21 protein-coding genes and 3 tRNA genes are annotated in these 25,748 nt (G+C 65.0%); 14 read left to right on the forward strand and 10 right to left on the reverse strand.

From position 1 onward, the window contains the following. The first annotated feature begins 9 nt into the window (after positions 1 to 9). Together BT115_RS00800 and BT115_RS00805 are read left to right on the forward strand one after the other, a co-directional pair. Positions 10 to 996 carry an MBL fold metallo-hydrolase gene (locus tag BT115_RS00800; RefSeq protein WP_072320668.1) on the forward strand — a complete coding sequence of 329 codons (987 nt, stop codon included), beginning with the start codon at positions 10 to 12 and terminating at the stop codon, positions 994 to 996. Positions 997 to 1,025: 29 nt separating this feature from the next. Then, positions 1,026 to 1,250, forward strand: coding sequence for an RNA-binding S4 domain-containing protein (locus tag BT115_RS00805; RefSeq protein ID WP_072320669.1), 225 nt, complete (start codon positions 1,026 to 1,028; stop codon positions 1,248 to 1,250). Positions 1,251 to 1,330: 80 nt separating this feature from the next. On the opposite strand, the gene BT115_RS00810 is transcribed toward BT115_RS00805, so the two are convergent. The 5 genes from BT115_RS00810 to lexA all read right to left on the reverse strand — a co-directional run bounded on the left by BT115_RS00810 (position 1,331) and on the right by lexA (position 7,702). Next, positions 1,331 to 1,600: a hypothetical protein gene (locus BT115_RS00810; RefSeq protein WP_072320670.1), complete on the reverse strand. Its 270-nt coding sequence runs from the start codon at positions 1,598 to 1,600 to the stop codon at positions 1,331 to 1,333. 203 nt (positions 1,601 to 1,803) lie between these two features. After that, a complete protein-coding gene (locus BT115_RS00815) occupies positions 1,804 to 4,950 on the reverse strand; it encodes an error-prone DNA polymerase (RefSeq protein ID WP_343124035.1) in 3,147 nt (1,048 codons plus the stop codon). Between the two features lie 13 nt (positions 4,951 to 4,963). Next, complete coding sequence (locus BT115_RS00820; RefSeq protein WP_072320671.1) at positions 4,964 to 6,373, reverse strand: Y-family DNA polymerase; 1,410 nt, start codon at positions 6,371 to 6,373, stop codon at positions 4,964 to 4,966. A gap of 73 nt (positions 6,374 to 6,446) precedes the next feature. Further along, entirely contained in the window at positions 6,447 to 7,076 is a 630-nt protein-coding gene (imuA, locus tag BT115_RS00825; RefSeq protein ID WP_072320672.1) for a translesion DNA synthesis-associated protein ImuA, read from the reverse strand. A 2-nt stretch (positions 7,077 to 7,078) separates the two neighbouring features. Beyond that, on the reverse strand, positions 7,079 to 7,702 hold the full coding sequence (gene lexA / locus BT115_RS00830) for a transcriptional repressor LexA (protein ID WP_072322167.1): 624 nt from the start codon (positions 7,700 to 7,702) through the stop codon (positions 7,079 to 7,081). 107 nt (positions 7,703 to 7,809) lie between these two features. Between lexA and BT115_RS00835 the strand changes: the two genes are divergently transcribed. From BT115_RS00835 to BT115_RS00845, 3 genes are read left to right on the forward strand one after another with little or no spacing between them, the layout of a single operon-like run. Next, on the forward strand, positions 7,810 to 8,928 hold the full coding sequence (locus tag BT115_RS00835) for an MFS transporter (protein ID WP_083527219.1): 1,119 nt from the start codon (positions 7,810 to 7,812) through the stop codon (positions 8,926 to 8,928). Between the two features lie 19 nt (positions 8,929 to 8,947). After that, positions 8,948 to 9,568, forward strand: coding sequence for an HAD family hydrolase (locus BT115_RS00840; RefSeq protein ID WP_072320674.1), 621 nt, complete (start codon positions 8,948 to 8,950; stop codon positions 9,566 to 9,568). Then, positions 9,565 to 10,335, forward strand: a complete 771-nt coding sequence (locus BT115_RS00845; protein ID WP_072320675.1) for a DeoR/GlpR family DNA-binding transcription regulator — start codon at positions 9,565 to 9,567, stop codon at positions 10,333 to 10,335. Before BT115_RS00840 ends, BT115_RS00845 begins: the two co-directional genes overlap by 4 nt. A gap of 148 nt (positions 10,336 to 10,483) precedes the next feature. On the opposite strand, the gene ppsA is transcribed toward BT115_RS00845, so the two are convergent. Then, positions 10,484 to 12,856 carry a phosphoenolpyruvate synthase gene (gene ppsA, locus BT115_RS00850; RefSeq protein WP_072320676.1) on the reverse strand — a complete coding sequence of 791 codons (2,373 nt, stop codon included), beginning with the start codon at positions 12,854 to 12,856 and terminating at the stop codon, positions 10,484 to 10,486. Positions 12,857 to 13,046: 190 nt separating this feature from the next. Here ppsA and BT115_RS00855 point away from each other — a divergent pair, with 190 nt between their 5' ends. Next, the gene (locus BT115_RS00855; RefSeq protein WP_072320677.1) at positions 13,047 to 13,862 is read left to right on the forward strand and encodes a posphoenolpyruvate synthetase regulatory kinase/phosphorylase PpsR; all 816 of its coding nucleotides are present in this window, start codon (positions 13,047 to 13,049) and stop codon (positions 13,860 to 13,862) included. Positions 13,863 to 13,893: 31 nt separating this feature from the next. Next, the gene (locus BT115_RS00860) at positions 13,894 to 14,358 is read left to right on the forward strand and encodes a DUF1249 domain-containing protein (RefSeq protein ID WP_072320678.1); all 465 of its coding nucleotides are present in this window, start codon (positions 13,894 to 13,896) and stop codon (positions 14,356 to 14,358) included. Positions 14,359 to 14,573: 215 nt separating this feature from the next. Here the strand turns inward: BT115_RS00860 and BT115_RS00865 are convergent. From BT115_RS00865 to BT115_RS00875, 3 genes are all read right to left on the reverse strand, one after another. After that, positions 14,574 to 14,650: transfer RNA gene (locus BT115_RS00865), tRNA-Asp, on the reverse strand. A 71-nt stretch (positions 14,651 to 14,721) separates the two neighbouring features. Next, positions 14,722 to 14,797 (reverse strand) — tRNA-Glu (locus tag BT115_RS00870). Positions 14,798 to 14,808: 11 nt separating this feature from the next. Continuing rightward, positions 14,809 to 14,884 (reverse strand) — tRNA-Ala (locus tag BT115_RS00875). 205 nt (positions 14,885 to 15,089) lie between these two features. Here BT115_RS00875 and BT115_RS00880 point away from each other — a divergent pair. The 5 genes from BT115_RS00880 (at position 15,090) to BT115_RS00900 (ending at position 20,285) form a co-directional block, all read left to right on the forward strand. Next, on the forward strand, positions 15,090 to 16,850 hold the full coding sequence (locus BT115_RS00880; protein ID WP_072320679.1) for a cation:proton antiporter: 1,761 nt from the start codon (positions 15,090 to 15,092) through the stop codon (positions 16,848 to 16,850). A 165-nt stretch (positions 16,851 to 17,015) separates the two neighbouring features. Beyond that, complete coding sequence (locus BT115_RS00885; RefSeq protein ID WP_072320680.1) at positions 17,016 to 17,789, forward strand: FKBP-type peptidyl-prolyl cis-trans isomerase; 774 nt, start codon at positions 17,016 to 17,018, stop codon at positions 17,787 to 17,789. A 268-nt stretch (positions 17,790 to 18,057) separates the two neighbouring features. After that, positions 18,058 to 19,407: a UDP-glucose dehydrogenase family protein gene (locus tag BT115_RS00890; protein ID WP_072320681.1), complete on the forward strand. Its 1,350-nt coding sequence runs from the start codon at positions 18,058 to 18,060 to the stop codon at positions 19,405 to 19,407. Further along, positions 19,400 to 19,612 (forward strand): SlyX family protein, encoded by a 213-nt coding sequence (locus BT115_RS00895; RefSeq protein WP_072320682.1) that lies wholly within the window; start codon positions 19,400 to 19,402, stop codon positions 19,610 to 19,612. The genes BT115_RS00890 and BT115_RS00895 overlap by 8 nt, the downstream gene beginning before the upstream one ends. Before the next feature lie 25 nt (positions 19,613 to 19,637). Beyond that, positions 19,638 to 20,285, forward strand: a complete 648-nt coding sequence (locus BT115_RS00900; RefSeq protein ID WP_072320683.1) for a DUF2058 family protein — start codon at positions 19,638 to 19,640, stop codon at positions 20,283 to 20,285. Between the two features lie 207 nt (positions 20,286 to 20,492). Here BT115_RS00900 and BT115_RS00905 read toward each other — a convergent pair whose 3' ends face one another. Beyond that, entirely contained in the window at positions 20,493 to 22,550 is a 2,058-nt protein-coding gene (locus BT115_RS00905) for a 3-hydroxyacyl-CoA dehydrogenase NAD-binding domain-containing protein (RefSeq protein WP_072320684.1), read from the reverse strand. 161 nt (positions 22,551 to 22,711) lie between these two features. Between BT115_RS00905 and BT115_RS00910 the strand changes: the two genes are divergently transcribed. After that, positions 22,712 to 23,188: a hypothetical protein gene (locus tag BT115_RS00910; protein WP_072320685.1), complete on the forward strand. Its 477-nt coding sequence runs from the start codon at positions 22,712 to 22,714 to the stop codon at positions 23,186 to 23,188. 11 nt (positions 23,189 to 23,199) lie between these two features. Beyond that, positions 23,200 to 25,722 carry a putative bifunctional diguanylate cyclase/phosphodiesterase gene (locus BT115_RS00915; protein ID WP_072320686.1) on the forward strand — a complete coding sequence of 841 codons (2,523 nt, stop codon included), beginning with the start codon at positions 23,200 to 23,202 and terminating at the stop codon, positions 25,720 to 25,722. Positions 25,723 to 25,748 lie beyond the last annotated feature (26 nt).

Genomic DNA, 25,748 nt, shown 5'->3' on the forward strand with positions numbered 1-25,748 from the left:
AGGTTACGCATGGTCTGGAAGAATCCGCATTACGACGCCGCGAAGGCGCACCACACGCCGGAAGGCTTCCGCAACCTCGAACCCGACACCCGCGAACCCGGTGGTTTGCAGCGCTGGCGCAAGGAGCGCAAGGAACAGGGCCTGCCTCGTCCGCCCACCGAGGGTTACGACGCCTTCGCACAGCGCTGGTGGCAGGCGGCGACCTTTGACGGTGAAGACGATGCCGCGTGGTGGCTCGGCCATGCCAGCGTGCTGGTCCGACACGGTGGGCTTACCGTATTGACCGATCCCGTGATGGGGCACCGAGCCTCGCCGTTGTCGTTTGTCGGGCCGGCGCGCCGCACACGCGTGCCCGTGGACGTGGACGGGCTGCCACCGATCGATGTGGTGCTGCTTTCGCACAACCACTACGACCATCTGGACGAACGCACGGTGCGCGCCATTGCGCGGCGCTTTCCGCAGGTGGTGTTTCTCGTGCCGCTGGGGCTCAAACGGTGGTTCGAGCGGCGGAAGATCGCCAATGTCCATGAACTGGATTGGTGGGCGACGACCGAGGTGCGCGGGGCCGAATTCACCTTCGTGCCGGCACGACACTGGAGCGCGCGGTCGCTGTGGGATCGCAACCGTTCGCTTTGGGGCGGCTGGGTCATGGCGCGCGAGGGATTTCGTTTCTGGTTCGCGGGCGACACCGGTTATTCCGACGCTCTGGCAGAGATCGGGCGCCGTGCCGGACCGATCGACCTGGCGGCTATTCCCATCGGAGCCTATGCGCCGCGCTGGTTCATGCGCGGGCAGCACGTAGACCCTGCCGAGGCGGTGCGCCTGCATCAGGAGGTCGCTTGCCGCCAGTCGATAGCGATCCATTGGGGCGTCTTCGAGCTCGCCGACGACCAGCTCGACGAACCGCCGCGCTTGCTCACGGAAGCGCTGGCGAATGCCGGGTTGTCGGACGACGCGTTCCTGCTGCTCAACATCGGCGGCCGAATTGCGCTCTAATGGCGACCCCGTCGCCCTAGGTCATTGCCATGTCGTTCCATGAATTCCGCCTGCAGGGCGACTATGTCGAACTCAATCTCCTGCTGAAGTTGGTCGGTATCGCGTCCAGCGGCGGCGAGGGTAAGCACATGGTGGCGGACGGTCGCGTCGCAGTGGATGGCGTGACCGAACTGCGCAAGACCTACAAGGTGCGCGCAGGGCAGGTCGTGACGATCGACGACGAAGAAATCAGTGTGCTGCCGGAAGTCGACTGACGCGTCCCGATCATGCGGGAAGAACCAAAGAAAAACCCGGCGCCGTGAGGCGCCGGGTTTTCGTTGTGACGCGTGTGCGGTTACATGCCGCCAGCGGTGGACGACTTGGCCGGCTCGGTGGTGCTGCTCTTCTTGTGCTTCTTGTGGGTGGACTTCATCGAGTCGCCTGACTTCATCGAGTCATGGCTGGAGCCGCTCTTGTTCATCGACTCGTGAGCGCTCTGGGTCGGCGTGGCAGCGGTGGAGGCCGGCGTCGGCGCGGCGGAATTCGCCGCGTCCTGGGCGAGAGCGGCACCGCTCAGGGTCATACAGCCGGCGAGCATGGCGACGAGCAGTTTCGTGTTGCGCATGTCGAAATCTCCTGGAATTTATTGCGCCTTGGGGAACGAGCGACGCCCGGCGCAATGGCATCGCTTACCGGTAACACCGGATGTGGAAAGCGTGTGCAGACGCTATCCCTTTTTTGCGGCGTATGGGTCTTGCATCGCAGCAATCGGCGAGGCACCGTTCAGGAAAAAATATCCTGTCGTTAAGCCATCGCAAGTTTCTGCGATCAGTGAAAGTCGCGTGACACTGAATCCAGCGTCGGCAGCAGGTCGCTGTAATCGTGCAGCCGAACTGCCACAAGGTGATGCACGCCGTCGATCGCCTGCCATTGGCCGTCCACGGCCAGCAGTACCGCGTCGAGCAGGGCGCGGCGACATGCTTCGGCGACCCGCGGACGCACGACCACGTTGACCTGTCCAGTTTCGTCTTCCAGGGTGACGAAGGTGATGCCGCTGGCTGTCTGTGGTCGCTGGCGCACGGTGACCAGGCCGGCATGGCGCACCCAGGTGCCGTGACGTTGGTGTCCGAGATCGCTGGCCCGCCGGGCGCGCCTTGCCAGCAAGGCCTTTCGGATGAGCTGCAGAGGGTGGGCAGCAAGCGACAGGCCGTGGGTGGCGTAATCGGCGAATACGTTTTCCGCAAGCGAGGGTGGGCGTAGGGCCGGGCGTTCCTCGGCCACGGCATGGATCAATGGCAGGCCGCGCTCGATACCCGAGCTTTCCCAGCGCGCGCGATGGCGATGCCCGCTGAGCACTCGCAATGCACCTGCATCGGCCAGGCGTTCACGCTCGAATCGGTTGAGACTCGCGCGTTGGCAGAGATCGGCCAGGTCGCGGAAAGGCGACTGTGCCCGAGCGGTGGCAATGCGTTCGCCGAGACCGACGGATAACCCGGCGATCATGCGCAGGCCAAGACGCAGGGCATGCGTGTGCGGATTGCTCGCGACAGGTTCCAGCGTGCAGTCCCAATGGCTGGCGGTGACGTCGGGCGGCCGCACCTCCACGCCATGCTTGCGTACGTCGGCCACCAGTTGCGCCGGCGCGTAGAAACCCATGGGCTGACTGTTGAGCAGGGCGCAGGTAAAGACCTCGGGATGGTGGCATTTCAGGTACGACGAGGCATAGGCGATAAGAGCGAAGCCCGCCGCATGCGACTCGGGAAAACCGTAACTGCCGAATCCCTTGATCTGGTCGATGATCTGTTGGGTGAACTCGGGCGAGTAACCATTTTTCGCCATGTTCTCCCGGATCTTCGGTTCGAACTTTTCCAATCCGCCGCGGCGTTTCCATGCGGCCATGGAACGCCGCAGATCATCGGATTCGTCCGCGCTGAACTCCGCCACCACCTGCAGGAGCTTCATCACCTGCTCCTGAAAGATGGGGACACCAAGAGTGCGTTCGAGCACCGGTTTCACGCCTTTCTCGTAGACGACGGGTTCCTGCATCTTTCGTCGCTGCAGATAGGGATGGACCATGCCGCCCTGGATGGGACCGGGCCGGACGATCGCCACCTGAATCACCAGGTCGTAGTACGCCTTCGGTTTTAGGCGCGGCAGCATGGACATCTGTGCGCGCGATTCGATCTGGAACACGCCGACCGTATCCGCCTTCTGGATCATCGCGTAGGTGGCATCGTCGTTTTCGGGAATGTCGGCAAGTCGTCGATAGTCGGGCCCCCCTTGCGCGCGCAGCAGGTCGATCGCCTTGCGCATGCAGGTGAGCATGCCCAGGGCGAGGCAGTCGACCTTGAGCAGCTTCATGGTTTCGAGATCGTCCTTGTCCCATTGAATGACCGTGCGCTCGTCCATGGCCGCGTTTTCCACGGGCACCAGATGATGCAGCGGCGTATCGGAAATGACGAAGCCGCCCACGTGTTGCGACAGATGCCGCGGCATGCCGACCAGTTCGTCCACCAGGTAGATGAGATGGCGGATGACCCGGCTGCTGGTATCGAATCCGCGCTCGCGCAGGCGCTCCGGGATGGGTACGTCGCCATGCGCATGCGAGTAGGCGCGGCTGAGCTGGTCGAGCTGATCTTCGGAAAGACCCAGCGCGCGGCCCACGTCGCGTGCCGCGCTCTTGGACCGATAACTGATGACGGTGGCCGCGAGCGCGGCACGCTCGCGGCCGTATTTGTTGAACACGTACTGGAGCACTTCCTCGCGGCGCTCGTGCTCGAAGTCGACGTCGATGTCCGGTGGCTCGTCGCGTTCGAGGGAGATGAAGCGCTCGAACAAGGTGGAGATCTGTGCCGGGTTCACCTCGGTGATACCGAGGCAGAAGCACACCGCGGAATTGGCGGCTGACCCACGGCCCTGGCAGAGGATGCTTTTCGAGCGCGCGAAATGGACGATGTCCGCGACGGTAAGAAAAAACGCTTCGTATTGCTTTTGAGCGATGAGATCGAGTTCTTTCTCGATGCGTTCGACGATGTCCGGACTCACGCCTTCCGGCCAGCGAGTGGCGGCACCCGCGAAGGTCAGCCGACGCAGGTGGGCGGCCTGATCCATGCCTTCAGGTACCAGCTCACGCGGATAGACGTAATGGATGTCGCGAATGTCGAAGCCCGTGCATCGCGCAGCAATGACGAGGGTTTCTTCAACGATGTCGCGCGGGTAGATGCGAGCGATCGTCTCGCGTTGACGCAGGTGACGTTCGCCATTGGGGAACAAGGCATGTCCTGCGTCGGCCAACGGCGTGTTGAGGCGGATGGCTGTCATCACGTCCTGCAGGGCGCGACGGCTGCGCACATGCATGTGGACGTCGCCAGCGGCGACGCAAGCCAGGCCGTGGCGGGCGCCGAGTTCGCGCCATGTCGTCAGTGCTACCTCGTCGTGCTGGCCGCGATGCAGTTCCACGGCGAGCCAGGCGCGCCCGCCAAAGTGCGTGGCGATCCACGCGGCGCGCGCTTCATGGGTCGCCGGGTCGGTGACGGCGTACGGTCCAGGGCACCAGAGCAGGCAGAGGCCTTGCCCGAGCGCTTCGAGATCGGTGCGATGAAGCTCGTAGTTGCCCTTGGTGGCGCGTCGGCGGCCGAGCGTGATCAATCGACACAGTTCCGCATAGCCCGCCTGGTTCTCGACCAGAAGCACCACGACGGTACCGTCGGAAAGCCGTAGCTCGCTGCCCACGATCAGGGGCACGCCCGTATCCAGCGATGCCTCGACCCCCCGCACGATGCCGGAAAGCGAACACTCGTCGGTAATGGCCAGTGCCGTGTAACCGATGGACTTGGCCCGTTCGAACAACTCCCTCGCACTGGACGCGCCGCGCTGGAAGCTGAAATCGCTGAGCGCATGCAATTCCGCGTACGCGGGAGCTTCGGCCGCTTCGTCATTGGCCGGCAGCAGGTGGGTCGTGTCGATCGACATCATGGCGCGTCGATCGTCAGGCAAACCAGCCGTGCAGCATCCAGCCGTCGAGCGTGCCCACGGGAAGATAGGCCCACGCTTGCTGGCCTTCGACGGTGCGCACGATGTAGTAGTCGCGGCGGGTGTCCCCGCCGTCCCACCAGCCGCTCTCGATGCGCTCAGGGCCGGCAAGCACGGCAGTCGGGTTCGGGCGTAACGGCAACGGTCGCGGAAGCAGCCAGAGCGGTCGCCGCGCACGCGGTGGCGATATCGTTCCCGTGGGCGTGCCGTGACGCCATGCACGTTCGGGGCGGTGATCGGCTACCAGCGCGATCTGGCGCAGGGCGGCATCGCCCAGGCGCGCGCGTAGACGCTCGTCGAGCGTGGGCCAATCCAGGCCATCGCCGCGAACGGGCTCGAACAGGTCGCGCACGGGAGGCCGGAACATCGGCAGTTCCTCGGCATCCAGCTCGATCGCGCGAGCGGGCGCCGGCAAGGAAGTCCGTTCCAATCGCGTGCGCGCCAACTCGAACAGGCGCTCGGCATCGCGTTGCGGGGTCGCCATGGCGACCACCACGCGTGTCGCTTCGTCGCGCGCGTGTTCGAGCGTCAGCGTGAAACGTTGCACGCCGCCATCGCGCGCGGCGAGCAGGTTGGCCAGCGAGCGGGTAAGACGACGCAGGGGAAACAACAACGGCTGGCTGCCATCCAGTTCGCCATCGAATTCGATCTTCTGCTGGAAGTTTGCCGGAGGATGCCAGGCGGGCAGGGCATCTGCGGCTTGTCCGCGGATGCGGTCGAGCCAGTTCACGCCCTCGCGGCCAATGCGCCGGGTGAGTTCGGGGCGCGGCAGACGGAAGACGTCTTCCAGCCGACGAAAACCCATCGCCTGCAGTGAACTCACCGTGGCCGTGGGCAGGCCACTCTGTTTCAGCGGCAGGGCTTCCAGCATGCGACGCACGCCTTCGCGTTCGGGCAGCACCATGCCGTCGGCACTGGCAGCGAACACCCACGAGGCCGCGGCGAACGGCGTCACCGCCAGCGTGTGGGCATGGCCTTGTTCGAGCAGACCCTGGCGCAGGCGCTCGGCCAGCACGGGCCACCCGTCGAACAAGCGGAGGCTTGCACCGACTTCCATCAGGATCGCGTGCGGCGGCACCAAGCTCACGTGGCCGCTGAACTGGTAGCACCAGGCCGCCAGTTCACCAAGCAGGCGCGCTTCCGCGTCCGTGTCGCGCGGTTTGACCTCAAGCGCGGGACACAGGGCACGGGCGGCGGCGAGGCTTTGCCCACGACGAATGCCGAAGCCCACGGCCTCGTCATTCGCCATGGCGATCAGGCGTTGGCGAGCCTTGTGGTCGAGCAGGGCAGAAGGGCCTGCCTCCGGTGTCGCGGCGAAGGCGGCGGAGAACGCCAGGCCGGGAAAACGGAGACAGGCCCAAAGCATGGCTGCGTAGGAGTGGCGACGACGGAGCGTCCGTCATGACGGCGTGGACGACGCAACGTCATGAGGACTTCCATCAGGCCCGCATGCGCAGCAGTGGAGCGGTGGTGGTCAGCAGGCCACGCGACTTGAGCACGTCCACATAGGTGGCCTCGTCGCTGTTGCTGACCTTCAGGCGGAGCGCCGCGGGACTGTTCTGCGCGGCATGGGTAGCCGAGCGGAAGATCATCGCGCAGGCATCGCCGGTTTCGGCGGCCAACTGCAGGCGACGCAGGCTGCGGTAGTCGATGTCCTGGAACCAGCCGACCACGGCGCCGCAGCAACCGGAGCGCAGGCATTGCTCCATGCTCCAGGCGGCCTCGGTGCTACCGGCCTTGATCTCGTGCAGGAAGCGCAGGTCCACCCCTGCGGCTGCGAGCGCGGGTGCGTAGGGCACGTAAGGCGGCGCGACGAAGATCACCCGTCGATGTTCCTGTGTGAGCGCCGCCAGGGCGGGCATCACCAGGTCCAGTTCGCCCAGGCCATCGTGCTCGAACAGGATCTCGCTCAGCGCGCCCTGCGGCCAACCGCCGCCGGGGAGCTTCGCGTCCAGCGAGGTCCAGCCCGTGGACAGCGCGCGAACGCGCGGCTGACGGTCGGCGGACCGACGCCAGATACCGGGATGGTCGAGCACCTGGGCAAGATTCGGGGAGACGATGGCGTTCATGGTCAGGTCCTGCGGATGATGCCGACGTAGCGCCCTTCGATGGCGAACGCATGGCGACGTGGATCGACTTCGATCGGTGCGAAGTCGGGATTCTCGGGAAGCAACAGCAGACGGTCGCGCTCGTGCTTCAACCGCTTTACGGTGACTTCGTCATCGAGGCGGGCGACGACGATCTGGCCGTCGTTCGCGGTGGCCGTCTTGTGGACGGCGAGCAGATCGCCGTCGAGGATGCCGGCATCGCGCATGCTCATGCCCACCACGCGAAGAAGATAGTCGGCACGCGGACGGAACAGGGCAGGGTCGACCTCGAGCTGCGACTCGATGTTTTCCTCGGCGAGGATCGGCGAGCCCGCCGCGACCCGGCCGACCAGCGGCAGGTCGTTGGCGGCGATGGCGCGACGGAGATCGCTGCCCGCCGGCAGGCGCAGGCCACGGTGCTGGGGAGAACGTTCGAGCACGCCCTTGCGGACCAGCGACTCGACGCATGCCTGCGCCGAGCTGTGGCTGGAGAAGCCCAGGGCGTCGGCAATTTCCCGCAGCGTAGGCGGCATGCCCTGGGCCTGCAGGTATTCACGCAGGAACGCGAGGGTGTTTTGCTGACGCTCGGTGAGGGTAGGGGTCGACATGCGTACATTTGTACAGTGGCCGGCGAGGGCATGCAAGCGATCTTTTTCTATTGCACGTTTATGCACGATTGCATACATTCATGCCTGTTCTAATGACGAGGCCATCCATGCATCCCGCCAGAGCGACCCGGCTCATCTTTCTTCTTTCCGGCATCGGCATGGCCAGTTGGGCGCCGATGGTGCCGTATGCGAAAGCCCGGCTCGGCCTGGACGACGCCATGCTGGGCCTCGTGTTGTTGTGCATGGGTTGCGGTGCCGTGGCGGCCATGCCGCTGGCGGGTTTTCTCAGCAACCGCTACGGCAATCGCGACGTCATCTGCATCAGCGCGTTGCTGGTCTGCGTGGCCTTGCCGCTGCTGACCGTCGTGCCCAATGTCTATGCGCTGGGTGCCGCGCTGCTGTTCTTCGGCGCCTCGTTGGGCGTGGTGGACGTGGCCATGAACGCGCATGCGGTGGACGTGGAGAAGCATGCGGGCAGACCCATGATGTCCGGCTTCCACGGTCTTTTCAGCGTGGGTGGGCTGGTCGGTTCCGCGGGCATGGCGGCCTTGCTGAAGGTTGGCGCGCCGCTCACCGGTAGCGCGCTGGCAGTATCCGCCGCCCTGCTGGTCATCGTGCTGACCCAGTGGCGGCATTTTCTCGTGCGCCTCGACGACGACGGCCAGACGCATTCGATCTTCCGGTTGCCGTCGGCGTCGGTGTTCCTGCTGGGCTTCCTCTGTCTCGTGGTGTTTCTTGCGGAAGGCGCGATGCTCGACTGGAGCGCCGTGTTCCTGCGCTTCTCGCGCGGCTTCGATCCTTCGCTGGCGGGCCTCGGCTACGCCGCCTTCTCCGTGGCGATGGCCAGCGGTCGCCTGCTTGGCGATCGCATCACCGCTTCGCTCGGGCCCGTGTCGATCGTCCGCTTCGGTGCCTTCGTCGCTGCACTGGGCTTCTTCCTCGCCACCCTCCTGCCGTGGGGGCCGACGGCGCTGCTGGGCTTCGTACTGGTTGGCCTGGGCGCATCCAACATCGTGCCGGTTCTGTTCAGTGCCGCGGGGCGACAGCCCAACACGTCGCCTGGCATCGCCATCGCCGCGGTGACCTCACTCGGCTACGCGGGCATGCTCGCCGGCCCGGCGGCCATTGGTTTCGTCGCTCATCTCAGCAGCCTGTCCATCGCCCTGTGTGGCGTGGCGGTGCTGCTCATCGTCGTCTCGTGCTGCGCGTCCATCGCGCGGCGTTGACCTCTTTCAAGGAACAGCCATGCCCAGCAAGCGCGATGTGGTCATCTTCGATTTCGGCGGCGTGCTGATCGATTGGAATCCGCGTTATCTCTATCGAAAGTTGTTCGGCGACGACGAGGAAGCAATGGAAACCTTTCTCGCGGAGGTGACCACGCCGGAGTGGAACCTGCAGCAGGATGCCGGGCGTTCGTGGGACGAAGCGGTCCGCCTGCTCACCGAGCAACACCCGACCAAGGCGGAACTCATCGCTGCGTACCAGCATCGCTGGGAGGAGACGCTCGGCGGTTCCATCGACGACAGCCTGCGCATCCTGCGCGAACTGAAAGAGGCTGGGCACCCTCTGTACGGACTCACCAACTGGTCGCACGAGACGTTCCCGTTTGCCCGCGAGCGGTTCGATTTCCTCACCTTGTTCGACGGCATCGTCGTGTCGGGTGAGGAGGGCATGATCAAACCCGATCCGAAACTCTATCGAACCCTGCTCGATCGCTACGACATCGATCCCACGCGTGCCGTATTCATCGATGACAACAAGACGAACGTAGAGGCCGCCGACGCTCTGGGCATCCATGGCATCCACTTCCATACGCCGGAGCAGTTGCGCGCTGACCTGGTGGAACTCGGTTTCCTGCCGCAGTGAACGTTCCGCTCGACACGACATTGCCGCGCGAGCGGCAGCAGCGGATTCTCGATCGGCTCAACCGCGAGGGGCGCGTCGTCGCGGCCGATCTGGCTCAGGAATTTCGGGTTTCGGAAGATTCCATTCGCCGTGACCTGCGCGATCTCGCGTCTCAGGGGCTGTGTCGCCGCGTCTATGGCGGCGCGCTGCTTGTTCAGCACGTGGCGCCACTGGGCGAGCGCCATCACGAACGGGTGGAACTGAAACGCGCCTTGGCCCAAGTGGCCGCTGAGCTGGTCGGGGAGGGGCATATCCTCTTCATCGATGCGGGATCGACCAATACCGCGCTCGCCAAGGCGCTGCCGGATCATCGCGATCTCACGGTGGTGACCAATGCGCCCGACGTCGCGACGGCGGTGCTGGGGCGACCGGGTTTCGAAGTGATTCTTCTCGGTGGGCGACTGGATCCGCATATCGGCGGCGCCATCGGCTCGCGCACAGTGCGCCAGGCACAGGACATCCGCGCCGACCTGTGTTTTCCCGGCGTCTGCGCCATCGATCCGCAGCGCGGACTATGGACGATCGACGAAGAAGAAACGGTGTTCAAGCAGGCGATCATCGAGGCCAGCGGCGAAACCGTGGCGATTGCCACGCCCGACAAATTGGTGGCTTCGGCCACGCATCACACAGTGCCGATTACCGGTATCGCGCATCTGGTGGTGGCGCCCGATACCGATCCCGCGATGGTAGCTCGCTATCGCGCGGCCGGCGTGGCGGTACACCTATAGGACAAGCTGTGGAAGCTGCGAGAGTTGTGGGAGCCGCCATGGCGGCGAGAAGCCCACGGAGCGATGAGGCGGCGAGGCATGCTCCCCTCGCCGCCATGGCGGCTCCCACAGTAAGGCTGTCAGCCCGGCTCCCATAGCAAGGCAGCTATCAGCCTGCTTTCTTCTTCGCCAGCCGCAGCCAGGTATCGACCACGGTATCGGGATTCAGCGACATCGATTCGATGCCCTGTTCCATCAACCATTCGGCAAGATCCGGATGGTCCGACGGACCCTGGCCGCAGATGCCTACGTATTTGCCCTTTTCGCGTGCGGTGCGGATGGCCATCGCAAGCAGCTTCTTGACCGACGGATCGCGCTCGTCGAACAGGTGGGCGACGATGCTGGAATCGCGATCGAGGCCGAGGGTGAGCTGGGTGAGATCGTTCGAGCCGATGGAGAAGCCGTCGAAGATGTCGAGGAACTCATCCGCCAGCAGGGCGTTGGACGGCACCTCGCACATCATGATGACCTTGAGATCGTGCTCGCCCTGCACCAGGCCGTTGCCGCGCAGCACTTCGATCACCTTGCGGCCTTCGTCGAGCGTACGCACGAACGGGATCATCACCCAGACGTTGGTGAGACCCATCGTCTCGCGCACATACTTCACCGCCTTGCATTCGAGACCGAACGACTCGGCGAAGCCCTGATCGACATAGCGGCTGGCGCCGCGGTAGCCGATCATCGGGTTTTCCTCGTGCGGCTCGTAACGCGAGCCACCGAGCAGGCCGGCGTATTCGTTCGACTTGAAGTCGGACAGGCGCACGATTACCGGCTTCGGATACACCGAGGCGGCGATGGTGGCGATGCCTTCGGCAAGACGATCCACGTAGAACGACACGGGATCTTTGTAGCCGGCGATCCGTGCATCGATGCGTGCCTTCGTTTCCGCATCCTGCTTCGCGTATTCCAGCAGTGCCTTCGGATGCACGCCGATGTGGCTGGCAATGATCATTTCGAGCCGGGCCAGGCCGATGCCGGCGTTCGGCAGCATGCCGAAGTCGAACGCGCGCTCGGGGTTGGCCACGTTCATCATGATCTTCAGCGGCGCTTCGGGCATGGCGCCCAGGTCGGCCGTGATGCGCTCGAATTTCAGCACGCCCTCGTAGATCGTGCCGGTGTCGCCTTCGGCGCAGGACACGGTGACGTCGGCGCCATCGGGAATCGTATCCAGCGCATTGCCGCAGCCCACCACCGCCGGCACGCCCAGCTCACGGGCGATGATCGCCGCGTGGCAGGTGCGACCGCCGCGATTGGTGACGATGGCGGCGGCACGCTTCATCACCGGCTCCCAATCGGGATCGGTCATGTCGGCGACCAGCACGTCGCCGGGCTGCACCTTGTTCATGTCGGCGAGCGAACGGATCACGCGCGCCTTGCCGGCGCCGATCTTCTGGCCGATGGCACGGCCTTCGGTCAGCACCTTGCCCTTTTCACCCAGTTGGAAACGTTCCAGCGTGGTGGCATGGGAGCGCGACTTCACCGTTTCCGGACGAGCCTGCACGATGTAAAGCTTGCCGGTGTTGCCGTCCTTCGCCCACTCGATGTCCATTGGGCGGCCGTAGTGCTTCTCTATGATGAGCGCCTGACGCGACAGTTCCTCGACGTCCGCGTCGGTGACGCAGAAACGGTGGCGGTCGGCGACCGGGGTTTCTTCGATGCGCACGCGCTCGCCCGGCTGATCGGAATAGACCATGCGCTGCTGCTTCGCGCCGAGGCTGCGGCGCAGCACGGCCGGCTTACCTTCGCGCAGGGTCGGCTTGAAGACGTAGAACTCGTCCGGGTTCACGGCACCCTGCACGACCATTTCGCCAAGGCCGTACGAACCGGTGACGAAGACGACGTCGCGGAAGCCGGACTCGGTGTCGAGGGTAAACAGCACGCCCGACGCGCCGACGTCGGAGCGGACCATGAGCTGCACGCCCGCGGAGAGGAACACGTCCTCGTGCTTGAAGCCCTGGTGCACGCGGTAGGCAATGGCGCGGTCATTGTAGAGCGAGGCGAAGACTTCCTTCACCTTGTGCAGCACGTCGTCGATGCCGACGACGTTGAGGAAGGTTTCCTGCTGGCCGGCGAACGAGGCGTCCGGCAGGTCCTCGGCGGTGGCGGAGGAACGCACGGCCACCGCGATGTCGGTGGCGCCGGCGTCCTTGCAGAGCTTGACGTAGGCGTCGCGAATGGCCTGTTCGAGATCGGCGGGCAGGGCGGTGTCGACGATCCAGCCGCGGATCTCCTTGCCACCGCGGACGAGTTCGTCCACGTCGTCCACGTCAAGGGTGGCGAGGCGTTCGGCGATGCGCTTGGCCAGCCCGCTCTTCTCAAGGTAGGTCTGGAAGGCATCGGCCGTGGTGGCGAATCCGCCCGGCACCGAAACACCCAGTTTCGCCAGGTTGCCGATCATCTCGCCAAGGGAGGCGTTCTTGCCGCCCACCTTGCCCAGGTCGGTCATGCGTAGCGCGTCGAGCCAAAGTACCAGGTCGCTCAAAGGAAAGTCCTCACATCGGTTCGTCGGTTTTGCGGCGGGCCGCGCTAGAAAATCCGCGCATTGTCGAGTGCCGGTCGCGGCCGATACAAGGCGCGATGCACAAACGTTCAGGGATCATGCGGGGTGGATTGTCATCCCGGCGTCTTGAGCTAAGGTGGTTCCCATGAGCCAAACGCAGGGAAAACGCCCGATGCGCCGCACCGTGTTCTTCATCTCCGATTCGACCGGCATCACGGCCGAGACCATCGGCAACAGCATGCTCGCTCAGTTCGAGGGGGTCCAGTTCGACACCCACCGGTTGCCCTTTATCGACAACCCGGCGAAGGCCGAGGCGGCGTCGCTGCGCATCAAGACCAAGTACGCCCAGGACGGCCAACGGCCCATTGTGGTCAATACGATGACGTCGCGAAGCCTCTGCGACATCGTGGCCGGCAGCGGTGCGCTGATGCTCGACGTGTTCGCCCCCTTCATCGAGCCTCTGGAGGCCGAACTGGGTGCGAAGCAATCCGGCGCTGTGAACCGGTCCCACGGCCTGGTGGATTTCGAGCGTTACGAGGCCCGCATCGAGGCCACGAACTATGCCCTGGCTCACGACGACGGCCTGGACGTGGATTACAACCAGGCCGACGTGGTGCTGGTCGGGGTGTCCCGTTCGGGCAAGACCCCCACCTGCCTCTACATGGCCTTGCATTACGGGGTATGTGCCGCCAACTATCCGCTCACGGACGACGACCTCGACAAGCTGGAACTGCCGACCCGCCTCCGCCCTTACCGCAGCCGGCTGTTCGGACTGACCATCGATCCGGTCCGCCTGGCACAGATCCGCGAGCAGCGCCGCCCCGGCAGCCGCTACGCCACGTTGAAGCAATGCCGCTGGGAACTGGAACAGGCCGATCGCCTGATGCGCCGGGAGAACATCCCCGTCCTCAACACCACGCACACCTCGATCGAGGAAATCTCCAGCAAGATCTTCGAGTACCTCGGTATCGAGCGCCACATGTATTAGACGAGAGCCGCCACGGAGCAACGCCTTACTCATGACCGCCGTCATCGACCGCCCAACTGCGCTGATCCCGGGACGTTTCGAGTTCCTGATGGGTCTGTACGCGGAAAACTACCACCGGCTGGCACGGCTGTTCGCGCCACAGCGTCTGGCGCCAGGCCGCTATGTCTCGGATGTCGACGATGGCCTCAAGGTGATGCTCGACGTGCAGGAAAAACACCCGTACACGCTCGAACTCGAACTCACCTACGACTTCCTCGACGAGGCCACCGGGCAACCGTCACCCTCGGCGCAGCTACGCATGTATACGGATGCACACGTCGCCGAGGCCATGCATTGCCATCCCGGCCGCAAGCTCTGGCAGGTGCTGGGCCCGTTCCCGCCCGCGGACACGGTGCTGCAGCATCGTCTGCGCATGAACGGGTTTCTCAGCCGCTGGCTCGAATACCTGGCGGAGCAGGGGCATTCGATCGGGACGCTGGAGCGGGTAGATGGGTAAATGCCAAGAGCACAGGTAGGAGCCACCCTGGTGCCGATGGAAAGCAGCCGGTGGGAGCCAGCCTGCTGGCGATCGGAATTTACCTCACTGCCACACCGCTTCGTTGGCTTATCGCCAGCAGGCTGGCTCCCAACGGCTGCTTCCACGGAGCGTGGTTTCCGGAATTTCGGGCAAAAAAAAATCCGCCCAATGGCGGATTCTTTCTTTGGAAGTAATGGCGGAGCGGACGGGACTCGAACCCGCGACCTCCGGCGTGACAGGCCAGCATTCTAACCGACTGAACTACCGCTCCACACTACGTTTTCCAACTTCCAACAACTACCAACTTCCTTAGTCCTTTACACTCTCCGGCGGACCGGAAAGTGGCGTCCCCACGGGGATTCGAACCCCGGTCGCCACCGTGAAAGGGTGATGTCCTAGGCCTCTAGACGATGGGGACGTACTAGAAGTTGGTGGAGCCAGCCGGGATCGAACCGGCGACCTCCTGCATGCCATGCAGGCGCTCTCCCAGCTGAGCTATGGCCCCCTGCTGGAAGCCGCAAAGATTACGTCCGCACCGTGATTCCGTCAAGCGTTCATTACACTTTTTGTAAATTTTTTTTCGACATTTCGAGAATGCCGAGGCGTGGCACGCACTTGTACGAGTCGGCACGCGTCGTGGTTTGCATGTCGAACGCGTGCGCACGGCGACGCACGGGTTAACCTGTCCGTCCATATCCACAGGGGCAGGCATGCACGGCATCGTTTTCATCCAGGACCTGGCCACCGTGATGCTGGTGGCCGGACTCACCACGGTGCTTTTCCAGCGCCTCAGGCAGCCGGTCGTGCTCGGCTACATCATTGCCGGCGTGTTGATCGGCCCGCACACGCTCCCGGTGATCTTCATCCACGACGAGGAGACGATTCGCACGCTCTCCGAGCTGGGCATGATCCTTCTGCTGTTTGCGCTGGGTCTCGAATTCAGTCTGAAGAAGCTGCGCGCAGTCGGCGGCGCTGCGCTGGTGGCCGCATTCGCGGAAATCGTGCTGATGGTGTGGATCGGCTACGAGATCGGCCGCTTCTTTGGCTGGTCCGCCATGGACTCGCTGTTCCTGGGCGCGATGCTTTCCATTTCGTCCACCACGATCATCATGAAGGCGCTCGAGGATCTTGGCCTCAAGCGCGAGCGCTTCGCGCAGCTCATGTTCGGCATCCTCGTCGTGGAGGATCTGCTGGCGATCGTGTTGATGGCGCTGCTGACCGGTATCGCGGGTACGGGCGGTGTGGAAGCGAGCCAGGCTCTTGCGACGATCGGGCGTCTCGGTCTGTTCATGGCGGTATCGCTGGTCGTGGGTCTGCTGCTGGTGCCGCGCGTCGTCGATTACATCGCCCGGGTCAGCCGCAACGACGTGTTGCTGGTGGCGGTACTCGGCATCTGCTTCGGTTTCTGCCTGCTCGTGACCGAGATGGGGTACAGCGTGGCGCTGGGTGCCTTCATGATCGGCGCGATCGTCGCGGAGGCCGAAAGCGTGGCGCGCATCGAGCGCATCATCATGCCGGTGCGCGACATGTTCAGCGCCGTGTTCTTCGTCGCCATTGGCATGCTCATCGATCCGCAGCTGTTGCTCGAATACGCGTGGCCGATCACCGTGGTCACGATCGCGGTGGTGGTCGGTAAGGTCATTACCTGCAGTTTCGGCAGTTTCGTCGCCGGCAACGACGGACGGACGTCGTTGCGCGTGGGTATGGGCCTGGCGCAGATCGGCGAATTCTCGTTCGTCATTGCGTCGCTCGGACTCACGCTCAAAGTGACCAGTGGATTCCTCTATCCAGTCGCGGTGGCGGTATCGGCGATCACTACGTTCCTCACGCCGTATCTGATTCGTTCCTCCGATCCGCTGGCCCGATTGCTCGGCCGCGTCTTGCCCAACCGCTTCATCAGCGTGTTCGGCGCCTATACGGAATGGATGGGCAACCTCGGACTGCAAGGGCAGGGCGCCATCGTCATGAAGATGATCCGCCGGCTCGTCTGGCACGTAGTCATCAACATGGCGCTGGTGGTCGCGGTCTTCATCATCGTGGCCTTCGCCTACCGGCGCGGATTTCTGCATCTGGATCTTTTCACCGACCAGCCGACCGTGCGTCGCAGCCTCGCCTGGTCGCTCGCGGCCTTGCTGTCGCTGCCCATGGTCGTGGCGGCCTATCGCAAGGCCGGGGCACTGGGGATGCTGCTGGCCGAACTGTCGATTCCGGACCGGTTCGGCGCTCGTACCTTCCGTATCCGCTCGATCCTGGGGCGGCTGATTCCGTTGGCGGCCATGCTCATCCTCGGCCTGCTCGTGGCGGCGCTCGCCTCGACCATCCTGCCGCCCCGGGAGGTGGCCCTGGTGCTCGTGCTGATCGGCATCGGGCTGGTCTGGCTACTCTGGCGGGTGCTGGTCCAGGTCCACGCCCGGCTCCAGGCCGCCATTCGCGATACCCTCGAAAAGCCGGGGCACGATGCCGGGGAGTGACCGATTCATCATTTCTCGGAAAGGTTTCTGAACTTTTCGTGTGAAACCCTGTCTCTCGCCCCGTCATTGCAAGCAGGACGCGAACCACCGCACAATGGCGTTTCCGCCTCCACAAGGAGGTGTACCGGCGGCGTCGCCGAATCTTTCCTATAGAGGGAGTATCGAATGAAGCACTTTTTGCGTCCCACGATGACGGCCGTCGCCCTGGCGGTTGCGCTGGGTACGGCCGCGGGCGCATCCGCCCAGGCCGCCAAGCCGGCTGCCTCCGCGGCACCGGTCGATAAGCAGAAGGCCAGCTATGTCGTGGGTTGGGATCTCGCAAGCTCGCTTCCGCCGCTCGTCGCGAAGGAAGTGGATGCCGCTACGGTCGCCAAGGCGCTGCAGGCTGCGCTCTCGGGCCAGAAGCCGACCATGACGGAAGCCGAAGCCAAGTCGGTTCGCGAAGCGTTCGTTGCCCAGCTCAAGGTCAAGGCCGAGGCTGAGTACAACAAGGTCGCCGCGCAGAACAAACAGGAAGGCGATGCGTTCCTGGCCAAGAACAAGTCCGCTCCGGGCGTGAAGGTCACCTCGTCGGGCCTGCAGTACCAGGTCGTCCAGGCCGGTACCGGCCAGCGTCCGGGTCCGAACGACACGGTCACCATCAACTACACCGGCACCTTCGTGAACGGCGAGAAGTTCGATTCCTCGGCCGATCACCAGCCGGCCGGTCCGGCCCAGATCCCGCTCGCTGCGGTGATCCCGGGTTTCCGTGAGGGCCTGCAGCTGATGCAGACGGGCGGCAAGTACAAGCTGTTCATCCCGTCGAACATCGCTTACGGCGCCAAGCCGGAAAACGGCTTCCCGCCGAACGCGACGATCATCTTCGACGTCGAACTGCTGAAGACCGGTCCGACGCCGGCGGGCCAGGGCCCGGGCGCACCGCAGGGCGGCGGCAAGTAAGCCACCCTCGCAAGCAATACCGAAAGGGCGCGGAGCGATCCGCGCCCTTTTTGTTTTCCTTTCGGCTTTGTGGGAGCCGCCCTGGCGCGATCCCGCGGCAACGGCCATGTCTGGCGCGAGTACCCATCGCCATCAGGCTGGCTCCCACCGCTGGCGCGGCGCCGGGCCATGACGGCCATCTGCCGAATCGACGCGGCGTGTTTGCTCCCCAGGCCCGGCGGACTACAATCGCGTGTTACGCGCATCCGCCGAGCGCTTCGGGAGCTGCATGAAAGTCACGATCTTTGGAACCGGCTACGTGGGGCTCGTTACGGGTACCTGCCTGGCCGAGATGGGCAACCACGTGGTTTGCGTCGACGTGGATGCGAGCAAGGTCGAGCGGTTGAAGAAGGGCGACGTACCCATCTACGAACCGGGGCTCGAACCGATGGTCATCCGCAACCACGCGGAAGGGCGTCTCGATTTCACCACGGACGCCGCGCCCGCGATCGCCCATGGCGATGTCGTGTTCATCGCGGTGGGTACGCCTCCCGACGAAGACGGAAGTGCCGACCTGCAATACGTGCTGGCCGTGGCGAACACCATCGGCGATCACATCGACCGCTACACGATCGTCGTAAACAAATCGACAGTACCCGTGGGTACCGCTGATCGCGTGCGCGCCGCCGTGGCGGAGCGCCTGAAGCAGCGTGGCGTGGACGTGCCGTTCGACGTCGTATCGAATCCCGAGTTCCTGAAGGAGGGCGATGCGGTCGAGGACTGCATGCGCCCGGACCGCATCGTGGTCGGCTCGTCCAGCGAGCGCGCCATCGAGCGCCTGCGCAAGCTCTATGCACCGTTCAATCGCAACCACGACCGCATGGTCGTGATGGACGAGCGTTCGGCGGAGCTGACCAAGTACGCAGCCAACGCCATGCTCGCGACCAAGATCAGCTTCATGAACGAGATCGCGAACATCGCCGAGCACGTCGGTGCCGACGTGGAACTCGTGCGCCGGGGCATCGGTGCCGATCCGCGCATCGGCTATCACTTCATTTATCCCGGCGCGGGCTATGGTGGCTCGTGTTTCCCGAAGGACGTGCAGGCGCTGGCGCGCACGGCACATTCGGTGGGCTACGACGCACGCCTGCTCGGCGCGGTGGAAGCGGTCAACGATGGGCAGAAGTCGCGCCTGTTCGCGCTGCTTTCCAAGCACTTCGGCGGCAACCTGAAGGGTCGCACCGTGGCCGTCTGGGGGTTGGCGTTCAAGCCCAATACCGACGACATGCGCGAAGCCTCGAGCCGCCGCCTCATGGAACAGTTGTGGGATGCCGGTGCCCAGGTCCGTGCATTCGATCCCGAGGCCTCCGATGAGGCACGACGCATCTACGGCGAGCGCGACGATCTCGTCCTCGTCGCGCATCCCTATGATGCTCTCGAAGGTGCGGACGCGCTGGCCATCGTCACGGAGTGGAAGGCGTTCCGCAGCCCGGATTTCCAGCGCGTGAAGTCCTTGCTTCGCACGCCGGTCATCGTGGACGGACGCAACCTCTACGATCCCGCCATCGTGGAGGAAGCAGGGCTCGCGTACTACGGCATCGGCCGCGGTCGCAGCCTCGTGGGGCGCGAGCATGGCTGACGTAGACGATCGCATCACGGAGCTGGAGGTGCGTCTCGCCTTCATCGACGATACGGTCAACGGGCTCTCGTCCGCCGACGTGGAAATCGCACGCCGGTTGGATCTGCTTGAGCGAGCCGTGCGCGACTTGCGCTCGGACCTCGTGAACATGCGTGCGGGTCTCGGCAGCGATGCCGCGAACGAGCCGCCACCGCCGCACTATTGAAGTAAACGAACGAGCCTTACCGATCATGGCAGAGTCCCTGCGCGACCAGTTGTTGAAGAGTGGCCTCGTGAAGGAAATTCACGAGGAGAAACGGAAGTCCACGCCACCCCAGCGCCAGGGCGGCAACGCCTCGACGAGTGGGCAGCCCTATGCCGGCAACCGCCCCAAGCAGGGCGGCCGCCCTCAGCAAGGCGGCAGGTCGGGCCAGAGGCCGCCCCAGGGTGGTAAGCCATCGAACGGTACGCCGCGCCCGCCGCGCAAGGATGGCGAGATCGATCTCGCCAAGGCCTATGCGATTCGTGCCCAAAAGGAAGCCAACGAGCGGCGCGAAGCCGAGGCGGCTGCCGCGGAGCAGGCGCGCCTGCGCAAGGAAAAGAAGCGCAAGGTCGAGGAACTGCTGAAAGGCAAGGCGCTGAATCTTCCGGACGCCGATCAGGTACGGCATTTCCCGTACGGGGAGAAGATTCGCCGGGTGTACGTCGACGCGAAGCAGCTTGTGGCATTGAACGCCGGTGAACTCGGCGTCGTGCAGCAGGGCGGTCGCTATCTGGTCGTGGCGAAGGCGGTCATCGATGAACTGCGTGACTTGGCGCCCGAATTCATCGCACTGATGGTCGATCCGAACGCCGTGAATGAATCCGACGATGGCGTTCCCGACGACCTGATGTGGTGAGGCGTTACCGCTCGCCGCTATAGCGGCTCCTACAACGGAGCGCGGCTCTTATAGGAGCCGCTGCGATTGTAGGAGCCGCCATGGCGACGAGGGAATGCGCCTCACGGCCACACCGCTTCGTTGGCTTCTCGCCGCCATGGCGGTTCCCACAGGGTTGTCGCCAAGCCGCACCCGCCCCTGCAGAAGCCGCCATAGCGGCGAGTAGGGTCAGGCAGCCGGCGCTGCAAGTTCCGGATTGTCCCAGCCTTCCTTCTTCGCGAAGCGCGCACCGTGCGCCTGCTCGAGCTTAGCCAGGCGCTCGCGGACCGCAGCCACGCCCTCGCTGCGCACGTACTGGATCGGACCACCGCGGAACGGAGCGAAGCCCGTGCCGAAGATCACGCCTGCATCGAGCAGGTCGGCGTCGTCCACCACATGCTCGGCAAGGCAGGCGACCGCTTCGTTGACCATCGGCAGGATCATGCGGTCCTGGATGTCGGCCGGCGGCACGTAGTCGGGATCGACTTCCGGCTTGTCCGGCTTGCCGTCCTTCCACACGTACAGGCCTTCGCCGTCCTTCTTGCCGCGCTTGTTCGCGGCGAGCTTTTCTTCGAGACCTTGCGGAACTTCGAGCCCAAGGAACGGTGCCAGTTCCTTGCCTACCGAGGCGCAGACGTCGAGACCGACGGTGTCCGCCAGTTCGATCGGGCCCATGGGCATGCCGAACTTCTTCGCTTCGCGATCGAGTACCGGTCCCGGCACGCCTTCGTTGTAGAGGCGCATCGCTTCCATGAGGTAAGGCATGAGAATGCGGTTGACCAGGAAGCCGGGCGTGCCCTTCACCGGCACCGGCAGTTTACCGATGGCCTTGCAGAAGGCGAGGGCGCGCTTCTCGATCGCAGGATCGAGAGCATCGTGACGGACCACTTCCACGAGCGGCATCTGCGCCACGGGATTGAAGAAGTGCAGACCGAGGAAGCGCTGCGGCGCCTTGAGGCCCTGGCGCAATTCGTCCAGTGGAATGGAAGACGTATTGCTGGCGAGGATTTCGTCGGCCTGGAACTGTGGCTCGATAGCGGCGTAGAGCGCGTGCTTGGCTTCGGGGTTCTCGAAGATGGCCTCAATAGCGAGATCGGCATCCGCGACGCCCTTGCCTTCGACATCCGCACGCAGCCGTGCCACAGCGGCCTCGACCTTGGCGGGTGCCTTCAATTTCTTCTCGAACAGCGTGCGCGCGCGCTTGATCGCCGGCTCCACGAAACGGGCCTCACGATCCTGCAGCGTGACCTGGAAGCCCTTGAGCGCGGACCATGCGGCGATGTCGCCGCCCATCGTGCCGGCGCCAACCACGTGCACGTGCGAGATGCCGTGATCCGTACCGCCGCCGAGACCCTTCAGGCGTTCCTGCAGGAAGAAGATCCGAATGAGGTTGCGGGCGGTCGGCGTCGTGGCGAGCTTCGCTACCGACTTCGCCTCGACCTTGAGTCGCTGCTGGATGCTGCCGCCACCGCGCGACCAGGTGTCGATCAGGGCGAATGGCGCGGGGTAGTGTTCCTTGCGTACCTTGGCCGCCGTCTGCTTGCGCACCATCGGCGCGAGAATCGCGCGAGCAAGCAGGGTGTTCGTGGCCCAGCCCTTGGCGCGCTGCGCGAAGGGGCGGGCGGTCGGACGGCGAGCCAGCTCGCGTGCCTCGGCCAGCAGCTCGTCGGGTCGGGCGAGGCGGTCGATCAAACCGACGGCCTTGGCGCGGCGTGCGTTGAACGGCTTGCCGGTCAACATGGCAGACAGCGCATCCGGCGCGCCGATCAGGCGCGGCAACCGGGCACTGCCGCCCCAGCCGGGATGAATGCCGAGCATGACTTCCGGCAAGCCGATCTTCGTCGTGTCGTCGTCCGCCGCAATGCGCAGACGGCAGGCCAGCGCGAGTTCGGCGCCGCCGCCCAGGCAGGCACCGTGGATCGCAGCGACGGTCGGGCAGGGCAGGCGGGCGAGGTTCTCGAACACGCGTTGGCCGTTCTCGATGTTCTCGAGCACGCTGCCGGTCTGCGCGTATTCCACGAACTCGCGGATATCCGCGCCCACGGCAAAGCCCATCGGCTTGCCCGAATGGATGACGACGCCGCGGGGATTCTCGATGGCGAGACGCTCCACGAGCGTGTCCAGTTCGTCGAGCACCTCGCGCGACAGCGCGTTGGCGCTCGCCCCCTCGCGGTCGAGGGTGAGGACGACGATGCCGTCGTCGCCCTCGCTGGTCTTCCAGTGCTTGAATCGGAGTCCTTCGAACATGGCGGTCGTACGGTGGCGAATGAGCGCACCACCATACCTTTCCCCTTGGCCGAATGCGAGATACCCGACCGTATGGCGTGTTGCCACGCTCCCCCGTACACGGCTGGCGCGGCACCCGTCTTCGGCGGATACTTCGCGCCACTCAAGCCGTACGACCCCTCATGGATGCCAACGCAGGAACCGATGTCTTCGACCGCATCCTTTCGGCCTCGGGGCCGCTGGTTGCGCTGAAGGCTGGCGACACGACGCTGCTGCTCGAACAGTTTCGTCTGGTAGCCCGGCGCACCGGCCAGGCGGTGTACCTGTGGCGCCATGCGGAAGGGCTGGTGAGCCTGCGCGATGCGCAGATGCGGGTACCCGGATGCCTCCGACTTGGCGACGCCCTGCGTTACATCCTGCAGAGCCTGCACTTCGGCGTGTACCTCCTGGACATGCCGCCCGGTGCGCCCAGTGCGACGGACGGTGCACTTTTACGGCAACTTTCGCGCGCACAGACCGGTCACGTCCGGCGTGTCGTGCTCATCGGAGCCAGCCCCAGCCTCCTCGCCACGTTCGAAAATGACGTGGTCCTCGTCGACGCCGACTGGCAGGCGCGCTCCGCCGCGCCGCGCCTGCGCGACGGTCGCTGGGTCGTGTGAGTACGTACCGCATGACCGAACCCCTGGGTGTACTGATCTTCACGCCGCGCCGCGACGTGCGTCGTGCCGTGTTCGATGCCCTCGACCTCGATGGCGGCTTCGTGTTGTTGAGCGCCCGCGACTCAGCACAGCTCGAAACGCTGCTGGCGGATGCGCCGCCGTTGCACGTGGTCGTGGTCGGTGCCGACGGGAATCCCGAGGTGACCCGCGGATTGCGGATTCTGCGCAGCTTTCCCGCCTACGCTTCATTGCCCCTGGTCCACGTCGTGGACGACACGCCGGGCGTGGCGCCCGAGGGCGCCATCGATTGGCTCCGAGAGAGCGCGATCCCGACCGAACTGGCCCAGCGCGTGCGTGCGGCGCTCGACGCGCCGCCGCCGACATCGGTCGGCGGCCCGGTACAGCCGGACTGGCGCTTCGCGTTCGATGCGGGTGCGGCCTGGGTCGTGGCATCCACGCCCGACGGCTGCATCGTCGAAAGCGGTGCGGCGATGGAGCGGCTGTGTGCCGCTGAAGGTCCGGTGCAGGGCCGGCTGCTTCAGGAGCTGATCGTGCTTGCCGACGGGGCGACCTGGCCGGTGCCCGACGGTGACGGCCTGGCCTGTACGCTGCGCCGCCGCGACGGAGGGGAGATCGTCGGCGAGGCCGACGTGCGCCACGTCGTCGACCGCGGCCAGCACCGCATCGCGGTCGCTTTCCGCGACTTGCGCTCGGCAGACTCGGCACAGCGGGCCCTCGCGTTGCTCGCCTCGCTGGAGGGCTGCCAGAGCGACGACGAAGGCATCGGTGAAGCGGCGGCCATGATCGCCGACGTGCTGGATCTCGACGTGGTTGCCGTCTGGTCCGCGCTGCCGGAGAGCGAACTGGGCCCCGAGGTGGTGGCACGCATCTGGAATGCACCCGGTCAGGTCGAATGGCCGGATGCCAGCGACCTGCCGCTGTTGAAGATATGCCTCGGCGGCGAATCGCTGTTGTCCCTCGATGCCACGTCCGACCTGCCCATGGGCGACCCGTTGATCGAGGCGCTCGGACTGCGCTCGTACGTACTGCTGCCTCTGCTGGACGAACGCCGCAACGTGCTCGGCGCGCTGCTGGCCGGTCGCAGGCGGCATGGCAGCGACGCGCGTGTGCTCGGCCTCGCGCTGCGAGCCGCCACTGCGCGTTTCGCCAGCGCACTGGAACTGCGTCGTGCGCGCGAGCAAGGGCGGGTGCGCGGCCTGATCGACACGCTGACGGGCTTGCCCAATCGGCTGCTCTTCAACGACCGGCTCGAGACGACGATCCGCGAGGCCGAGCGCACCGGCGAATGCTTCGCCACGCTGCTGGTGGATCTCGACCGATTCAAGAGCATCAACGAGACCCTCGGCCACGCGGTAGGCGACAAGGTGCTGGTCTCGGTGGCGAAGCGGTTGCGTGCCAGCGTGCGCGCCTCCGACACCATCGCGCGCTACGCGGGCGACGAATTCACCATGATCCTGCGCCACATCATCCAGCGCGACGACGTGCTGCGCATCGCCGAAAAGGTCGTGCAGGCGATGGAGGTGCCGCTCTCGCTGGACGACGGCTCCGAGCTGCAGGCCACGGTCTCCGTAGGCATCTCGTACTTCCCCGACGATGCCGTGGAAGGCGAGCTGCTTCTGCGCCACGCCGACGAAGCGATGTACGGAGCCAAGAGTCTCGGTCGCAACAACTATCAGGTCTACGCGAATAACGTGGACGCCACCCAGCAACAGCAGACCGAACTGAAGGCACGCCTGCGTCACGCGGTGCGCAACGACGAACTGCGTGTCTTCTACCAACCGCAGGTCGAAGCATCCAGCGAGGACATCGTCGGCATGGAGGCGCTGGTCCGCTGGGAGCATCCCGAGCTCGGCATGATCAGCCCGGCCTTCTTCATTCCATTGGCCGAGGCGAGCGGCTTGATCGTGCCCATCGGCGAGTGGGTGCTGCGGACGGCCTGCGCTCAGGCCAAGGCGTGGGAATCACGCTACGGCCTGGGGCTGCGGCTGGGTGTCAATCTTTCCGCCGTCCAGTTGATGCAGTCCAATCTCGCCTCGGTGGTTGCCACCGTCCTGCGGGACACGGGTCTCGATCCGCACCAGCTGGAGCTGGAGGTGACCGAAAGCATCAGCGTGAAGACGGTGCCGCACCTGGTAGAGACCCTCGATGCCCTGCATGCCATGGGCTGCCGGATTGCGATCGACGATTTCGGTACGGGCGCGGCGTCGCTGGATTACCTGCGTCGCCTGCCGGCCGACCGAATCAAGATCGACCAGAGCTTCGTGCGCAACATCGGTGTGGACCCCGATGACGAGGCCATCGTGCGCGCCACCATCGAGATGGCCCATCACCTGAAGCGCGGGGTGGTGGCTGAGGGCGTGGAAATCGAGCAGCACCTCCAGTTCCTTCGCATGAACGGCTGCGACGAGCTGCAGGGCTACCTGTTCTGCCGCCCATTGCCGACCCCCGCCTTCGACAAGCTGCTCGCCGAGCGCGAGCGCCTGGTCAACGAGGGCAGGGCCGTGCCGGCCTGATCCGTCGGCACTCCCCGGCGGGGCCT

It is taken from the genome of Luteibacter sp. UNCMF366Tsu5.1, assembly GCF_900119235.1.
Classification (GTDB): domain Bacteria; phylum Pseudomonadota; class Gammaproteobacteria; order Xanthomonadales; family Rhodanobacteraceae; genus Luteibacter; species Luteibacter flocculans.

Bases quoted from the DNA above. Each gene is read 5' to 3' on its own strand.
- BT115_RS00880 (WP_072320679.1), top strand. From the start codon at position 15,090: ATGCACGGCATCGTTTTCATCCAGGACCTGGCCACCGTGATGCTGGTG.
- BT115_RS00895 (WP_072320682.1), top strand. From the start codon at position 19,400: ATGGCTGACGTAGACGATCGCATCACGGAGCTGGAGGTGCGTCTCGCC.
- imuA (WP_072320672.1), bottom strand. From the start codon at position 7,076: ATGAACGCCATCGTCTCCCCGAATCTTGCCCAGGTGCTCGACCATCCC.
- BT115_RS00915 (WP_072320686.1), top strand. From the start codon at position 23,200: ATGACCGAACCCCTGGGTGTACTGATCTTCACGCCGCGCCGCGACGTG.
- BT115_RS00855 (WP_072320677.1), top strand. From the start codon at position 13,047: ATGCGCCGCACCGTGTTCTTCATCTCCGATTCGACCGGCATCACGGCC.
- BT115_RS00815 (WP_343124035.1), bottom strand. From the start codon at position 4,950: ATGATGTCGATCGACACGACCCACCTGCTGCCGGCCAATGACGAAGCG.
- BT115_RS00900 (WP_072320683.1), top strand. From the start codon at position 19,638: ATGGCAGAGTCCCTGCGCGACCAGTTGTTGAAGAGTGGCCTCGTGAAG.
- BT115_RS00885 (WP_072320680.1), top strand. From the start codon at position 17,016: ATGAAGCACTTTTTGCGTCCCACGATGACGGCCGTCGCCCTGGCGGTT.
- BT115_RS00860 (WP_072320678.1), top strand. From the start codon at position 13,894: ATGACCGCCGTCATCGACCGCCCAACTGCGCTGATCCCGGGACGTTTC.
- BT115_RS00800 (WP_072320668.1), top strand. From the start codon at position 10: ATGGTCTGGAAGAATCCGCATTACGACGCCGCGAAGGCGCACCACACG.
- BT115_RS00840 (WP_072320674.1), top strand. From the start codon at position 8,948: ATGCCCAGCAAGCGCGATGTGGTCATCTTCGATTTCGGCGGCGTGCTG.
- BT115_RS00910 (WP_072320685.1), top strand. From the start codon at position 22,712: ATGGATGCCAACGCAGGAACCGATGTCTTCGACCGCATCCTTTCGGCC.
- BT115_RS00905 (WP_072320684.1), bottom strand. From the start codon at position 22,550: ATGTTCGAAGGACTCCGATTCAAGCACTGGAAGACCAGCGAGGGCGAC.
- lexA (WP_072322167.1), bottom strand. From the start codon at position 7,702: ATGTCGACCCCTACCCTCACCGAGCGTCAGCAAAACACCCTCGCGTTC.
- BT115_RS00820 (WP_072320671.1), bottom strand. From the start codon at position 6,373: ATGCTTTGGGCCTGTCTCCGTTTTCCCGGCCTGGCGTTCTCCGCCGCC.
- BT115_RS00890 (WP_072320681.1), top strand. From the start codon at position 18,058: ATGAAAGTCACGATCTTTGGAACCGGCTACGTGGGGCTCGTTACGGGT.
- BT115_RS00810 (WP_072320670.1), bottom strand. From the start codon at position 1,600: ATGCGCAACACGAAACTGCTCGTCGCCATGCTCGCCGGCTGTATGACC.
- BT115_RS00805 (WP_072320669.1), top strand. From the start codon at position 1,026: ATGTCGTTCCATGAATTCCGCCTGCAGGGCGACTATGTCGAACTCAAT.
- BT115_RS00835 (WP_083527219.1), top strand. From the start codon at position 7,810: ATGCATCCCGCCAGAGCGACCCGGCTCATCTTTCTTCTTTCCGGCATC.